Annotated in this window: 13 protein-coding genes; 8 read left to right on the top strand and 5 right to left on the bottom strand. The window is 63.6% G+C overall.

Annotated features, from left to right (window positions below; translation table 11 throughout):
- Positions 1-643: 643 nt before the first annotated feature.
- Both B1790_RS34255 and B1790_RS10495 read left to right on the top strand, forming a co-directional pair.
- Positions 644-925 carry a hypothetical protein gene (locus B1790_RS34255; protein ID WP_142271234.1) on the top strand — a complete coding sequence of 94 codons (282 nt, stop codon included), beginning with the start codon at positions 644-646 and terminating at the stop codon, positions 923-925.
- Between the two features lie 144 nt (positions 926-1,069).
- Complete coding sequence (locus B1790_RS10495) at positions 1,070-1,636, top strand: YdcF family protein (protein WP_158083803.1); 567 nt, start codon at positions 1,070-1,072, stop codon at positions 1,634-1,636.
- Between the two features lie 287 nt (positions 1,637-1,923).
- On the opposite strand, the gene B1790_RS10500 is transcribed toward B1790_RS10495, so the two are convergent.
- On the bottom strand, positions 1,924-2,946 hold the full coding sequence (locus B1790_RS10500; RefSeq protein WP_369832330.1) for a LacI family DNA-binding transcriptional regulator: 1,023 nt from the start codon (positions 2,944-2,946) through the stop codon (positions 1,924-1,926).
- 160 nt (positions 2,947-3,106) lie between these two features.
- Here B1790_RS10500 and B1790_RS10505 point away from each other — a divergent pair, with 160 nt between their 5' ends.
- The 4 genes from B1790_RS10505 to B1790_RS10525 all read left to right on the top strand — a co-directional run bounded on the left by B1790_RS10505 (position 3,107) and on the right by B1790_RS10525 (position 8,395).
- Positions 3,107-4,546: an adenylosuccinate lyase family protein gene (locus tag B1790_RS10505; RefSeq protein ID WP_233165052.1), complete on the top strand. Its 1,440-nt coding sequence runs from the start codon at positions 3,107-3,109 to the stop codon at positions 4,544-4,546.
- Complete coding sequence (locus B1790_RS10510; RefSeq protein WP_079923163.1) at positions 4,543-6,090, top strand: DASS family sodium-coupled anion symporter; 1,548 nt, start codon at positions 4,543-4,545, stop codon at positions 6,088-6,090. Before B1790_RS10505 ends, B1790_RS10510 begins: the two co-directional genes overlap by 4 nt.
- A 431-nt stretch (positions 6,091-6,521) precedes the next feature.
- The gene (locus tag B1790_RS10520) at positions 6,522-7,022 is read left to right on the top strand and encodes an HAD domain-containing protein (RefSeq protein ID WP_198951974.1); all 501 of its coding nucleotides are present in this window, start codon (positions 6,522-6,524) and stop codon (positions 7,020-7,022) included.
- 743 nt (positions 7,023-7,765) lie between these two features.
- A complete protein-coding gene (locus B1790_RS10525; protein WP_158083804.1) occupies positions 7,766-8,395 on the top strand; it encodes a maleylpyruvate isomerase family mycothiol-dependent enzyme in 630 nt (209 codons plus the stop codon).
- Between the two features lie 277 nt (positions 8,396-8,672).
- On the opposite strand, the gene B1790_RS10530 is transcribed toward B1790_RS10525, so the two are convergent.
- On the bottom strand, positions 8,673-9,560 hold the full coding sequence (locus B1790_RS10530) for a phytanoyl-CoA dioxygenase family protein (protein ID WP_079923167.1): 888 nt from the start codon (positions 9,558-9,560) through the stop codon (positions 8,673-8,675).
- 202 nt (positions 9,561-9,762) lie between these two features.
- Positions 9,763-10,134, bottom strand: a complete 372-nt coding sequence (locus B1790_RS10535) for a hypothetical protein (RefSeq protein ID WP_233165053.1) — start codon at positions 10,132-10,134, stop codon at positions 9,763-9,765.
- A gap of 231 nt (positions 10,135-10,365) precedes the next feature.
- On the opposite strand from B1790_RS10535, the gene B1790_RS10540 reads away from it, so the two are divergent.
- Complete coding sequence (locus B1790_RS10540) at positions 10,366-11,754, top strand: oxygenase MpaB family protein (RefSeq protein ID WP_079923169.1); 1,389 nt, start codon at positions 10,366-10,368, stop codon at positions 11,752-11,754.
- 132 nt (positions 11,755-11,886) lie between these two features.
- Here B1790_RS10540 and B1790_RS10545 read toward each other — a convergent pair whose 3' ends face one another.
- Positions 11,887-12,726 (bottom strand): SDR family NAD(P)-dependent oxidoreductase, encoded by an 840-nt coding sequence (locus B1790_RS10545; RefSeq protein WP_079923170.1) that lies wholly within the window; start codon positions 12,724-12,726, stop codon positions 11,887-11,889.
- Positions 12,723-13,067, bottom strand: a complete 345-nt coding sequence (locus B1790_RS10550) for a nuclear transport factor 2 family protein (protein WP_079923171.1) — start codon at positions 13,065-13,067, stop codon at positions 12,723-12,725. The genes B1790_RS10545 and B1790_RS10550 overlap by 4 nt, the downstream gene beginning before the upstream one ends.
- 140 nt (positions 13,068-13,207) lie before the next feature.
- Between B1790_RS10550 and B1790_RS10555 the strand changes: the two genes are divergently transcribed.
- Positions 13,208-14,032: a MerR family transcriptional regulator gene (locus B1790_RS10555; RefSeq protein ID WP_079923194.1), complete on the top strand. Its 825-nt coding sequence runs from the start codon at positions 13,208-13,210 to the stop codon at positions 14,030-14,032.
- Positions 14,033-14,162: the final 130 nt, after the last annotated feature.

A 14,162-nucleotide genomic window follows, 5' to 3' on the forward strand; every position in this document is an offset into this window, starting at 1 on the left:
GATCAACGCCGCGCTGTAGCAACACTGAGAGGCCAACGGAAACAATGGCATGATCTCGTCGCCCTGCTGGTTCAGGTGTAGGTCCGACGGCCAATGCAGGCGTCGGCGCGATCACCCGCAAGTCGTCTTCGTGCAAGGATGCGAAGCACCGCAGGCTGTTATCTTGTGCAATCGTAAACGGTTGTCGTCACGCATATTTCGTCTGATTTCAGCGCGCATTCCCGCGATGATCTCGGTGTTGCATCACTGTGACGAATCGAAGTGGTGTTGCAGGGCATGAGCTTTGGCGGTTCTTGGGCTCGCATTTGAGGCATTGTTGAAGTGGACATGAAAAGTGAGAATTCGCGGGGTGGACATCGCGTGAGATCGCGGGCGACGCAGCTGGTCAGGAAGGCGCCGGTGGACATGAAACTTGAGAAGCCACATGACATGTGGCTTCTCAAGGTTGATGTCCAATTGACATCAAAGTGAGAATCTGACGGCGGGGAGTCCGTGAGATGTGAGACACGTCGTGCGAGACAAGAAACGAGACAGGGCGACCTGGTATTACACGGTGGGGGAGTGGCGCCCCGGAGGGTGTCTCGTTTCTCTACAAATGAGACACCGCTGGCCCTCGCCGCAGCAGCCCTCCTACTCTGGCCTGATGGCGTGGCGTTTTATTCGGCGTGGGGACGGACGGAGCTATGACTTCGTTCTTGAAGAAGACTCAAAGTCTGCTTATCCCTCTTATCGCCGTACAGATTTCGCCGTCTACTGTCGGCGGCTACCCGAGTTCGGCTGGTGCGTTGTCGATCCTGACGGCCGGGTTCTGTCACGGCCGGTCGACGATGCCGGTTTTGGCGATCTTCCCCCGACGGGCGCGTGGCTCAGCGGCAAGGGCGAGCGGGCCTACGTCTACGACTTTGTGGAGTACCCGACCAACTGAGTGCGTCCCTGGCGAGACACGATGTGATCGATCCCGTTTCTCCAGTAATGGGCGACGGCGCGGTGTTTGGCGGCTGCCTGCGCTCGGTGATCGTGATCGAATGGGTCGATGCGTGTGGGTGGCCGTTGGGCGAGGGCGATTGCGGTGGCCTTGCTGATCGTGGTGTTGGGATGGGCTGAATGGGTGACGTGGAAGGTCTCTAGAGAGGCTCTTCCGGTCGGAGCTACCGATCCGCGTTGCATCGCCCCTGGGGAAACGGTGTTGGTGTTGGGATGTCCGCTCCCGATCTTGCAGCGTTGGCGCGTTCGCATTGCGGTGCGTTCCACCGACCCTGACCGTGCTCGCTTCATATTCTCCGGCGGGGCCGTGCGCGGTCAGATTCCCGAGGCTCAGATGATGGCCGACTACGTGGTGCACGAGCTTGGTGTGCCGGTCAGCAATGTCGTCGTGGAGGACCAGTCCAGGACCACTGTCGAGAACATCGCGAGATCGGTACCGTTGATGGCCGATAGCCCGGTGATCAAGATCGCATCGAACACATTCCACGCGCGCCGTGCACGCCAGATCCTTCATACCAAATCACCTGAATTAGCTGGGCGTTTGGTGCGTGCGCGCGACTACATGCCGTGCGAGTGGGGGCCTCTGCATGCGGTCTTGGTGGCCTTCGAAAGCTACCGACATCGCCGTGCTCGGGTAGCCGTGGCGAACTAGGGTTCACTGGGCCGCCCGTGCTCAGGTTCGACCAGTTAACGGGCGGCTTTGAGGTTGCGTACTGACGGCGCGGCGAGCGCACCAAGCATCCCGGCCGAATGAATTGACTTCGGAAGGCGGAGGCCACGCATCGACATCGTGTCCTTCACAGTTGAGAGACCCTCATGCTGATATCTCGGGCCTCATGTGACGAAACGTCCGGGAGTGGATTCCGCAAGGGTCGAGTGGACATCGGGGTAAGAAGTTATCGAGCGTCGTAACGCTGTACGCGTACTACCCCTGTGCGCCTATCGAAGGGGTTCGACGAGTGATCCCCGTATGCGGATGTCCCCGTGAAGTTTGGTCACAGTGGGCGCCGTGGTCCTGAGGCGGTCGGTTGGTTCGCCGATGTGGTTCAGGATCGCAGTGGCGGCGGCACGACCGATTTCTGCCAATGGTGGTGCGTAGCAGGTGATTGCGGGCGAGAACGCCTCGTACCATTCGGGGTTGCCGTGTGCGACGAGGGACAGCTGCGCGGACACTGAGATCTGCAGATCGCGGCAGGCATGCAGAACGCCGAGGGCGATGCGGCTGCTTGCAGCAACGATCACTGTGGGAGGGTCTGCGTGCAGGCTGTGCAGTGCGTCGCGGCCCCACTGAGAGGTGAATTCCCCAGCAAGAATGCGGAATCGGGGTGCGCTGGTGGAGTTCTCAACCAGTCCTGCTGCAAGCACTCCGGAGCGGAATGCATTGAGGCGCTCGGCGCTGGTGCTGTGGACCGGAGCTCCGCCGATGAAGGCGATGTCCGCGTGCCCCGCCTCCAGCGCGAGTCGGGTGAGTTCGCCGATGCCGAACGCGTCGTCGGCAACGAACGCATCGACTTGCAGCGGCATTGAATGCCTGTTGAGTTGGACCACGGGCACCGATTTCGGCACGGCCGCTTGAGGATTGACCGGAACGTGAATGATGCCGTCGACGCGCCTATCCAGCAGTGACTGCAGGCCGCGGGCCTCGACTGCAGGATCGTTGCCGCTGGCGCTGACGATCAGGTCGAAATCGGCTTCGGCGAGGACGTGTTGCAACATCGCGGCAGATTCGGTGTAGAACTCATTGGCTAGATCCGGTAGTAGAAGGCCGACCACCCGCGTCTTGGATTCGCGCAACGCACGGGCGACCGAGTTGGGCCGGTAACCTAGCTCGTCGGCTGCGGCCATGATTCGCTGCCGGGTCTCAGCCTCGACGTAACCGCGGCCACTCATAGCCCTCGACGCGGTACCGACGCCGACGCCTGCCCGCTCGGCCACATCCCGGAGCTTCGCCACAGTGCTCACACTAATGGGCCTTTCGGTGGTCGATCGTGATCGAAAGTCGGGGGTTGACAATTTTCAGGAATCGAGAGCACCATTCATATGGAACCGATTCCACATGATCTTGACCACAGACGCGCCACCTCTGGGTCCCACATCACATCTAACGGACAGGACGCCCGAAATGACGACCGAACCCCACCCACGGGCCTCCGCGCCGCAGGCACTGTTTTCCATGCTCACCCACCTCGCCGGCGACGCCGATCAGCTGGACATCTTCTCCGCGGACTCCTGTATCGAGGGCTGGTTGGCCGCCGAACGGGCCCTTGCCCTCGCTCAGGGCGAGCTGGGCCTGATCGATCCCACCGATGCCGCGGCGATCATCTCTGCAGCTCAGCTATCCACGATCGACCGCGACGCGCTGTGGGTGTCGACCAAGAACGTCGGCTACCCGATCTTGGGTTTGGTCCGTCAGATCGCCGCGGCCCTGCCGGACGGTCCCAATGGTCGCGTGCACTACGGCGCCACCACCCAAGACATCATGGACACCGCCCTAGCTCTGCAGCTGCAACGATCGATGCTCTCCCTCGACGGGCGCCTGGAAGCCCTCGGCGATGCCCTGGCCCGCCAAGCGGAATCCCATGCCGCGACCGTCATGCCCGGCCGCACCCACGCCCAACAGGCAGTGCCCACCACCTTCGGCGCCACGCTCGCGACGCTGCTGGGTCAGGTCACCCGCCAACGCGATCGACTGCGCGATGCACTCCCGCGGGTCGCGGTGATCTCGATGTTCGGCGCCGGCGGAACCTCGGCCGCCTATGGCCCACGGTCGATCGAACTGCGAGGACGGGTCGCCGAGATCCTGGGCTTGGAGAACACCGACGTGCCCTGGCACGTCGACCGCGATGGACTCGCCGAGTACGGCTGGCTGTGCGCGACCATCGCTGCCACCTGCGCCAAGCTCGCCCGCAACATCGTCGACCTGTCCCGCACCGAAATCGGCGAAGCCTTCGAGCCCTACAGCAGCCATCGGGGCGCCTCGTCGACGATGCCGCAGAAGGTCAACCCCATCTCCTCGGAAGCCATCATCGGACTGTCCGGCGTGGCAGGTGCATTGGCGTCCTCGCTTCCGCGCATTCAGGAGGCCGGCCACGAACGCGCGGCCGGGGAATGGCAGATCGAATGGCACGTCATCCCCCAACTCGGTCTGCTCGCCGGAAGCGCATTGTCGGAGGCGGTGGTGATCGTCGACGGCCTACGCGTCGACGCCGACCGCATGCGCGCCAACCTCGACCTCGACGGGGGACTGGTCATGGCCGAAGCGCAGATGATCCAACTCGCCGATGCGCTCGGCCGTGAAGTCGCCCACGACCTGGTGTACGAGGCCGCCACCCGAGCACGTGCTCAGCGCAGCATCCTTGCCCGCACCTTGGTCGACGTCGCGGCCGGGAAAGGTGTGAGCCATCTGCTGCCCGAACCGCTCATCACCGCCGACGACTATCTGGGTGAAGCCAAATCGATTGTCGCCCAATCGGTCCGCACGTGGAACGACGTCAACGCACCTCGCACCGCCACAATCCCCTTCGCCGACCTGGCGACCACCACCGAAGGAACCCCGCGATGAGCACCCTGACCAAGCCCCGCGCCGAGGAGGAAGCGCCCAAACTCGCCGCCGAGGAACGCTTCGACTTCATCCGCGGCCGCATCGGCCTCATCGCCGCGCTACCGCTGCTCGCGCTGATCCTGTTCCTACCGCTGAACCTGCCGCCCAACCAGCAAGCCATGCTCGGTGTCCTGGTCGTCGTGGTCCTGCTGTGGATCACCGAACCCGTGCCCATCCCGGTGACCGCGCTGGTCGGCATCGCCGCGATGGTCATCCTCGGCGTCGGCACCCCGGCCGAGGTATACGGCGCCTTCGGCTCCGCCACCGTCTTCCTCGTCATCGGCGCCTTCCTGCTGGCCCGCGCCATGACCGTCCACGGCCTGGACCACCGGTTTGCCCTGAAGGTGTTGTCGTTCCCCGGCATCGGCAACAGCACCTATCGCACCGCCGGCGCCTTCGGCGTCGTCGCCTGTGTCCTGTCGATCTTCGTGTCCGCCTCGGCGACCGCGGCAATGCTGCTGCCCATCGGGATCGGCGTCGTCAACACCATCGGTGACCTGATCCAGAAGCAGAACCCCGACATCAAGACCAACCGCACCAAGTTCGCCTGCCTGCTGATGTTGGCGATCGCCTACGGCGCATCGATCGGGTCCATCCTGACGCCAATCACCGGTATCGCCAACGTCATCGGCCGCGGCACCATCGAGACCATGACCGGCTACAAGGTCGAACTCTTCGACTGGGTGGCGATGTCCGGGCCCTACCTGCTGGTCATGGGGGCGGTCATGTGGGTGGCTCTGGTCGTCGTCAACCGCCCCGAGGTGAAAAGGATCGAAGGCGGTCAGGAGTACTTCCGTGAGCACTACGCCGACCTAGGCAAGATGACTCGCGGCGAACGCAACGTTCTGGTCGTCTTCATCATCACCGTCACGCTGTGGGTGCTGCCATCGCTGGCCACCACACTGGGCCTGGACACCGGCGTCATCGGCGTCATCGGCGACCGGCTCAACGAGGGCTCCGTCGTCGTGCTCACCGCGGCCTTGCTGTTCTTCCTGCCCCGTGGCGACGGCAGCGGCACCAAGACCCTCACCTGGCCCGAAGCCACCAAGATCGACTGGGGCACCGTCGTACTCGTCGGCGTCGGGCTGACCATCGGGGCCATGATGAACAAGACCGGTCTCGCCGAAACCCTCGGTGAAGCAATGGCTTCCGCGACCGGCGTGAACTCCACCTGGCTTCTGTGCCTCATCGCCATCGTGATGGCGTTGCTGATCTCGGAGACCACCAGCAACACCGCCAGCGTCGGAATCGTCGTCCCGATCATCATCCCAATCGCAATCGCCATCGGGGTGGATCCGATCATCCCCGCCATCGCCGGTGTCTTCGCCGCGAACGCCGGGGCGATGCTGCCGGTGTCCACACCGCCCAACGCAATCGTCTACGGCTCCGGGTTCGTTCCCATGAAGAAGATGATCGCAACCGGAATCTTCGTCGACGTCGTATGCATCCCGATGCTGTTTCTGGCCACCTTCGGCATCGGCTCGTGGCTGGGCATCTCACTATGACAGCAGCTTGCTGAGTCATTGCCAAACAACCGACCTGGGCGGCGAGCACAACGTGCTCGCCGCCCAGCCGGCGTTCACGGGAGCGCTACTCCAACAGCGCTGGGGATACCGAGACTTCGGCGACAACAGCACTGCCTGTGTCCGCAGAATCCGGTAGGTCAGACGCTCCGAAGCTCAACCCGTAGCACCCATAAGGCATGGCGAGGAACCAAATGTGCATCGACAGCAATCCAGCCTTCAGTCGCATGGGCCGCCGAGCCCTGGAGCGCATCACCGCCCAGTCCATCTGACACTGCGTCGGGCCTAGGGCTCGATTGTCGCCGCGTCAGACAGCAACTGATCTACTTCGAATCTCTGCTGATTGCTAGCAGCGAGCGAATTGCCGTGTCTTGCGCGGAGGTAGGGCCGGCGGAGCTTGGTAGATTGCGGCCGTGGTCAGCCGTGCTCTGTTGTTCCTAGACGTGGACGGCACCCTACTGCCCAACTATGGAGAAAAGCTCGATGCGACGCTTGTCGATTGGCAGGAATGGCAGACTCGCCGCAACCCACGGCTGCCGCGCGTCGATCGCTCGCATGGTCAACGTCTGCAGAGCCTGGCTTGTGATTTGATCTGGGCCACGGCCTGGATGCACCACGCCAACGAGGTGATCGCCCCGTTGCTGGGGCTCCCACCGTTGCCGGTGGCTGATCTGCCCGAAGCGCCGCTGCAGGATCCAATCGGCACCGTGGGCTGGAAGACGGCGGCGCTGGTCGCAGCTGCTGAGGGACGGCGCTTCGTTTGGCTTGACGACGAGATTTCTGACATCGATCGCGCATGGGTGAGCGCACATCACGGAGGGGCTGCTTTGCTCCATCGTGTCGATTCAAGGTCAGGGTTGACCGAAGCCGATCTCACCGCAGTCGGCGAGTGGCTCGAGTTCTCGGATGGCTAGACCGGGGCTCACTACGAGATGCCAATATGTCCTGGAACCATTGAGCAACAACGCATTCAGACGTAATGAAGGATAGCGCCGGCCGCTCCGTGCACGCGTGCCCAATGACGTCCCATGGCTGTCTGGCTGCGGGCTCGGCGTCGGTTGCGCGCCCGCGCGGTTCTAGGATCCGCCACGGACATGAGAAAGCCGCCTTCGCCATCGTAGAAAATCTGCGAGCACACATTCTCGGTCACTCAGCATGAAAACCGTTGATGTGCAGTAGCATTCGGACGCCAGCCGGGCGCGACAGGCCATTATCGTCACGTGACGGAAGCTCGGATGGGGATCGGCAGGGCGAACTGGGCCCGGCGCGATGGGAATTCACGTGCTTAGACGAGTGGACATGAACGTGAGATTTCTCGGTGTGCACATCGCTTGAGAATGACGGTGTTGCTGCAGTTCTGGGGATCGCGAGTGGACACGAAACTTGAGAAACCACATGATGTTTGGCTTCTCAAGTTTGATGTCCATTTCTCAGGTGAAATGTCCACCTGATGTCCATTTGGACATGAGAGTGAGAATCTGACGGCGGGAGCCCGTGAGATGTGAGACACGTCGTGCGAGACGAGACCTCCGATGGTGCTAAGTGTCAAGGTTTCGAGCCGGAGACGTGTTGAAGTCGGCGAGTAGCGAGTCGGGACATGTCTGACTTCTCGAGTGATACACGACGGCTGATGTGATTTGCTCGCTGTGTGGGTGGGGTGAGTTCATCTGTCTGGCCTGTGGTGCATGCCGAGCGTCGGGCGCTCGTCGACGACCTGGTCGGCCTGATTGACAGGGAGTGGGAAACCCCGTCGTTGTGTGCCGGTTGGGCCGTCCGTGACGTGGTGGCGCATCTCGCAGCCACGGCGGGGCTGTCTCGTACCGGCTTCGTCCGGGAGTTCGTCGGGGCAGGGTTCAGCGTCGAGCGAATCGTCGAAAGACAGCTGACCCAGGCGCGCAAACATGACGCTTCAGCATCATTGACGGCCCTTCGGTCAGCCGTGGATTGCGTTGCCTCGCTGCCGCTTCCGTTGATCACCCGGGTCATCGAGATCGTGGTTCACGGGGAGGACATCCGGCGCCCGTTGGGCATCGACCACGCCTATCCGACGACGTCGATTGCAGAAGCGGTCTGCTACCTCTTAGGCAACCGGTCCTCGGGTGGCAAGGAGCGTCTCAAGGGGCTCACTCTGGCTGCGACCGATGTCGAGTTCTCCATTGGCGACGGACCGTTGGTGGAAGGGCCGGCGCTGGCACTGCTCCTCGCAGCGTCGGGACGCTCAGCACGACTTGGCGAGCTATCGGGGCCGGGCGCGAGCCAGCTCGTCAACCGGATCCGTCAAGCATGACAACGGTATTCATGCTGCTGCAACGGCGGTGGGCCTGAACGCCTTGTTCTCGTCGTAGGTCTGCTGCTGTTGGAGGCAGTGGTAGAGCAGACCAAAGTAGCTTGTTGAACAGGTGGCGGGTGGCCGGAGCGCGGCGGTCACCAGCTTCGCGTCGGTGTCGGAAGTGGTCCCGCGCAGGTGGGTGGTTGGCCGAGGCGGCGAACGCCCAGATCCAGCCGGTGTTGGCGAGCCGGTTGTTACGAACCCCGCCCTCCCTCCACGAACTGAGGGACGACGGCTACGCGCTGTGCGTGAGCGAGTCGGTGAACGCCGTGTTCGCCGCACCGGTGAGGCGGCTGCCGTCGAAGCCGTACTCGACGGCGTCACCGCGGATGGCCCGCAGCGGATCCTCGAAATCCCGGAAGTAGTCCATCGCCCAGGCGCCCTCCTGATAGCCGATGAGCTTCAGCAGGTCGTCGTCGAGGGTTCGGGCGACATCGATGGGTACGGAGAGGAACTGGTTCTCCTCCTGACGCACCCAGCCGACGCAGTAATTCACATTGATCGCGCGCCGGATTTGATCGGAACGATTGGCAGCGCCGCTGTGCACGATCTTGCCGGTGTAGATCAGCACCGAACCGCGAGACATCTCGGCCTGCAGACATTCCGCGTCGCCATAGTCGGTCGGCTTCTTGTCACCGACCTGGCTGCCGGGAACGACTCGGGTGGCGCCCATTTCGGCGGTGTAGTCCGACAGCGCCCACAGCGTGTTGCACTGCACGTGGTAGTCGTCGGGGAAGGGGTAGAAGTCGAACGCGTTCTGGTCGCGGTGCAGTGCCTGGGCCGACTCGCCGGGTTCGATGGAAATCACCTGCGTGAGCATCAGCTGGAAGGCCGACGCGTGTCCGAGGAAGTCGGCGCAGACGCCAATCATCGTGGGGTTCTGGATCAACGTGCGACACGCTGGTGACCGCGCCACCAGTGCACCGGTGCGACGCGTCCGCTGCCCGATCATCGCGTTGTAGCCGAGCGGGGTGGCGTCGAGGTACGGAGCGAGTTCATCGTCAATGCGGTCCATCAGCTCGGTCGACGCGAGGTCGTCGACGATCACATAACCGTCGCGGCGCAGCAGGTCGGAGATCTCCTCGGGCGGCGTGTTGGCAGGGACGTGGTTCAGTTCCGGCATGGCGTCGAGTATCGCCGTCGCGTGTGTTGAGCTGGTAAAACGACATCACGCCGCGGTTAACGCCTCTCCCTCTCCGTCGGGAAGAAAGCGGTGAGGTTTCGGCAATGCACCCACCGCCTGTTGGACGACCCATCCTTGCAGGCGTGACCTGTCCCGGCGTGCTGGTCGCTAGCATGGCCGCTGAGGGCACCTCGACCCATCCCTATAGTCGCCGTCCCAAACTCGGCCGGTAGTCCGCTACTTCGGCCTCAGCAGCGAGCAACGCACCCAATTCGCCCTCCTGCTGGGCGACAAACACACCGATGACCTGCCGGCACACCTCCGGCACGCTGACCCCGCGCATATCAGCAATACGTTTCAACCCGACCAGCATTGACGTCGACACGTGAAATTGCACGGCGAACTGACCGCACGAACCATCCTCGGGCGGTAACCCCGGACCAACGACCACCGGATGATCTGACCCGAATACGTCAACATCAGCACCACGAGCCCTCTCAACGGCTCCACCACTAGCGCCGCCAGCAGCACCCTCGTCCGGGTCCGGGAACTCCTCGTGGCTGAATAAACCCATTGCGCCCACGCTAGACCTTTCAGAATGCCTTAGCCGCCGCGTGAGCGCGTGCGGCCTGCAGGAGACCAAGGCGGCGGCGAGGCGCCGTCGGGGCCTGTCCGCCCGGGACCGCCAGCCGCCTGAACGGCTGCATCGATCCCACCGCCGGATGGGTGACGGCCCGATGCGGCCGACTCGGCACAACTGACAACGGGCGTTGCCAGATGGTCGCGCCCGCGATAACGTCGCCCCATGACGGTGACTGGTGAACGTCCGGAGATACTCCTGGATGACGTCGACTTCAATCGACGTGACCATCCCGACCGGCCGTGGCGTCCAATACCGCCCGGTCGTGACCACTTCGCCGACCAGTGGCGTTTCATGCGCGAGTTCATCTTCGGTGAGTGGATCGACGTTGATGGTGAGCTCCAACCAAGCGACCTAACGCGCCTGCGAGACGACTATTTCTGGCAGCGCGACGAACTCATGATCGGCGTGGTCGAGGCGTTCGAGCGCCTCGGCCATGAGCAGGGTCGGGCGCTCTTCGAGCAGGCACTGACCCGGGGCATCGACACGCTCGGGGACCCGCCGCAGGAATTCGTCGATCTCTTCGACCACCTCGATCAGCTGCCCGCCCAGTTCGATCTTGTTGCCGCTGAACGGGGCCGGATGCTGGCGATGTCGAGCACGTGGGCCGCCACGACGATCATCCGCGGGTGGGCGTTCTACGAGACCGCGATGACGGGCGACATCTCCGCAGCCACCGGTGCCACGGGCCGATTCGCCGACGACGGTCCGCGCCGGTTCATCGAGACTGCTCGGGTTTTCGCTGAATTCACGCTGCCCGATATCTTCGATCGGCAATCGGAGGCGTTCCAGGACGTGGTGCGGGTGCGGTTGATGCACGCTCTGGCGAGTAAGGGCTTACGCCAAAAGTGGGGTGACGACGTCTATCTCAAGTTCGGTGAACCCATTCCCGTGACATCGTTGCTGGGGTTTGGCAGTGGCATGTTGCTCGGGCGCCTCGTCGACCATGCCTTCGGCCGCAAGCTCACCAAGCAACAGCTCGAAGATCTCACCGAGTATTCGTCGTTCTCTGGGCGGCTGTGGGGGGCTCCCGCAGCGCTCCACTCGGCCAACGGTCTGGAGCTGATCAAATCGCTGAATTATGTTCTCGCCCGGGGTGGTAACCCATCACCGTGGCGGGCCCAACTCGTCGATGCCATCGCCGGTCCCGTGCACCTGACCACCCTCACGGACGCGCTTCCAAGCGTGGTCAAGAAGGTGGTCGCGAGGTATGCCAACCAGATCACGGCCAGCGTCGCCCTGGCACCCGCGGGAGTCGTGTTCGGTTACCAGCAGATCGAGGCGATGGTGGCGGGCACGCTCTTTGAGCCGTTGGGCTACGACTTCGAAAGACGCGTGCGCATCTTCGCCACCCTCACCAAGCTGAATGTCGGCATCGCCATGGTGGCCGACCGGCTGCCGGTGTCCAACCCCATCCGCGAGAGCAGAAAGAAGAGCGGCGCAGCCGCGCGCGAGCGGATTGCCATGTTGAGCAAGATCGCCCGCGGCAAGCACATCCCGCTGACCTTCAGCCACCACGACCGCTCGACGGCCGGGGAGGGTTTCACCGGCTAGTCCGCCGGATCTCTATTCGTTCCCAGAATCGACGCGGGCAGTCCCGTACCACCATCGAATTTCATGACGGACGGAGCACCTCACCGGCGTCGGGCCAGGGCAGGCCTTCAGAACCCGCGTAAGTCAGCACATTCAGGTGGGGAAATCGGCGCTGCCAGAGAGGTTTTCGTTGGCCCGAATGTCGGCCAGGGTCTGCTCCAGCGCATCGATGACGGCGTCGTAGCCGCCATTGCCCAGAACCAGCCGGCGTGGCGGCGGATCTTGAGCCATCGCTGCGATCACCGCACGGGCACCGCGGTGCGGATCGCCGGGTTGCGTCCCGTCCATTTCGACGAAGGCGGCGCGGACCTGCTCCAGCATGTCGTGATACTCCGGGATCGTCTCCGTGACAGGCTCGTTGGCGAAGCCGGCGTAGGCGTTCGTGCGAAACGCACCTGGTTCGACTGCCAAGACGGAGATGCCCTGAGCAGCCACCTCGTCGCGCAGGGTATCGGTGATCGCTTCGATGGCGAACTTCGTCGCGCTGTAGTAGCCGAATCCGGGCGCAGCCAGAAGCCCGGCCACCGACGAGACGTTGACGATCCACCCGCTTCCGCGGGCGCGCATCCCCGGCAGCACTGCACGCGTCGTCGACAGCACTGCAAAGAAGTTCAGCTCGAACATCGCCCGCAACGCGGACTCGTCCATTCCCTCGATCGATCCGTACCAGCCGCGGCCGGCGTTGTTGACCAGCACGTCGATACCACCGAAGTGCTCCTCTGCGGCGCGCACCGCACGCTGCACCTGCGCGGCGTCGGTGAGTTCCAGCGGGACCACGAGAACGCGGTCGCCGTACTGCTCGGCCCACGACGCCAGTTCCTGCGGGCGCCGGGAGGTGAGCACCACACGGTCGCCGGCCTCGAGTGCGGTCTCGGCGAACGCCATCCCAAAGTTGCCGGGGGTGCCTCCGGTGATGAACCAACGTCGCGTCATGGTTCGATCACCACCCGGCTGATCACAGTGCCGTCGAGGGTGAAGCGGTAGTGCAGGTCGGCGACCCCGCCCGGGAAGTCGCCCTCCAGGTGCTGTCCGACGTCGACGCCTGAGTCGGTCGTCGTCGCACCGGTGAACTCGGTGGTGTAGCTGTACTCGGAGGCCGCGGTGGCCACCCAGGCCCCGATCTCGTCGTGTCCCTTGTAGTCGTGGCCTTCGTCGGTCACCACGGCATCGGTGGTGATTGTGGCCAGCACTTGGTCCACCTCACGGGCATCGAGCGCAGTCATGAACGTTCTGACGGTCTTTGGGAGTGCATCCCAGTCTGTGGTGTTGGTCATGACACCACGGTGAGAGTTCCCGTAGGGGGAAGGTCAACCCCCGGTTTGACTCCCGCCGGGATGTTGACCTTGCCCCAGGGGGAGGCTTGAGAATGGCCGTGTCCCATCACGTGGGCGATGCCAACGCAGGGGAGGACGCCATGGGCGCACAGGTCTCGATCGGAGACTTCGCAGTGATGACCAGCCTGAGTAGGAAGGCGTTACGCCACTACCACGACATCGGCATTCTCGAACCCGCCCACATCGATCCGTACACCGGCTACCGGTTCTACGACACCAGCCAGGTCGATCACGCCCACATCATCCGCCGGTTCCGATCGCTGGGCATGTCCATTCCCGACATCAAGGCGCTACTGAGCACCGAAGACGCCGGGGCCCGCACCGACATCATCACCACTCATCTCGAACAGATGGAGGCTCAGCTGCAGCAGACTCGCGACACCGTCGGCGCGCTGCGCGAACTGCTATCCCCCGTGCGTACTCCCACCGACGTCACATCGCGCCACGAACCGGCGCTCGCCGTGTGGTCCGTCAGCGCCACCATCGACACTTCCGGGATCGACGACTGGTTTACGGCGTCACTGCGGACGCTGCACCGGGCCGTCGCCATGGCAGCGGGCGCGCCGACCGCGGTGGTGCCGGGCGGCCTCTACGACCGCGCACTGTTTCTCGAACAGCGCGGCAGCGCAACGATGTTCGTCGAAGCACCACCATCCGCAGATCCCCCCGAGGGTGTCCGCGCCGAGGTCTTACCCAGGGCAGAATTCGCGGTGCTCACCCACGCGGGCGGTCACGACGGCATCGACCGCAGTTACGCGGCCCTGGGCATCTACGTCAACGAGCATCTGATCAGCAGCCAGGGGCCCATCCGTGAGCACTACCTCGGCGGCACTCCCACAGATCCGGGCCGGTTCACCGCAACCGAGATCTGCTGGCCGATCTTCAGCACCACCGCGCCGCGATGAACCGACACGCACGAGCGGCTCGGCACATACGGAGCATGGCTCAATCCCGCACTGGGTGATGCGCGCCGCATCGAATACGCGCCTCAACTCGAAGAGCTGGGCTATCAGACGATCTGGGTGGGAACCGTGC

It is taken from the genome of Mycobacterium sp. AT1 (assembly GCF_002043095.1).
GTDB lineage: Bacteria > Actinomycetota > Actinomycetes > Mycobacteriales > Mycobacteriaceae > Mycobacterium.

Bases quoted from the DNA above. Each gene is read 5' to 3' on its own strand.
- B1790_RS10540 (WP_079923169.1), top strand. From the start codon at position 10,366: ATGACGGTGACTGGTGAACGTCCGGAGATACTCCTGGATGACGTCGAC.
- B1790_RS10535 (WP_233165053.1), bottom strand. From the start codon at position 10,134: ATGGGTTTATTCAGCCACGAGGAGTTCCCGGACCCGGACGAGGGTGCT.
- B1790_RS10545 (WP_079923170.1), bottom strand. From the start codon at position 12,726: ATGACGCGACGTTGGTTCATCACCGGAGGCACCCCCGGCAACTTTGGG.
- B1790_RS34255 (WP_142271234.1), top strand. From the start codon at position 644: ATGGCGTGGCGTTTTATTCGGCGTGGGGACGGACGGAGCTATGACTTC.
- B1790_RS10555 (WP_079923194.1), top strand. From the start codon at position 13,208: ATGGGCGCACAGGTCTCGATCGGAGACTTCGCAGTGATGACCAGCCTG.
- B1790_RS10505 (WP_233165052.1), top strand. From the start codon at position 3,107: ATGACGACCGAACCCCACCCACGGGCCTCCGCGCCGCAGGCACTGTTT.
- B1790_RS10510 (WP_079923163.1), top strand. From the start codon at position 4,543: ATGAGCACCCTGACCAAGCCCCGCGCCGAGGAGGAAGCGCCCAAACTC.
- B1790_RS10530 (WP_079923167.1), bottom strand. From the start codon at position 9,560: ATGCCGGAACTGAACCACGTCCCTGCCAACACGCCGCCCGAGGAGATC.
- B1790_RS10550 (WP_079923171.1), bottom strand. From the start codon at position 13,067: ATGACCAACACCACAGACTGGGATGCACTCCCAAAGACCGTCAGAACG.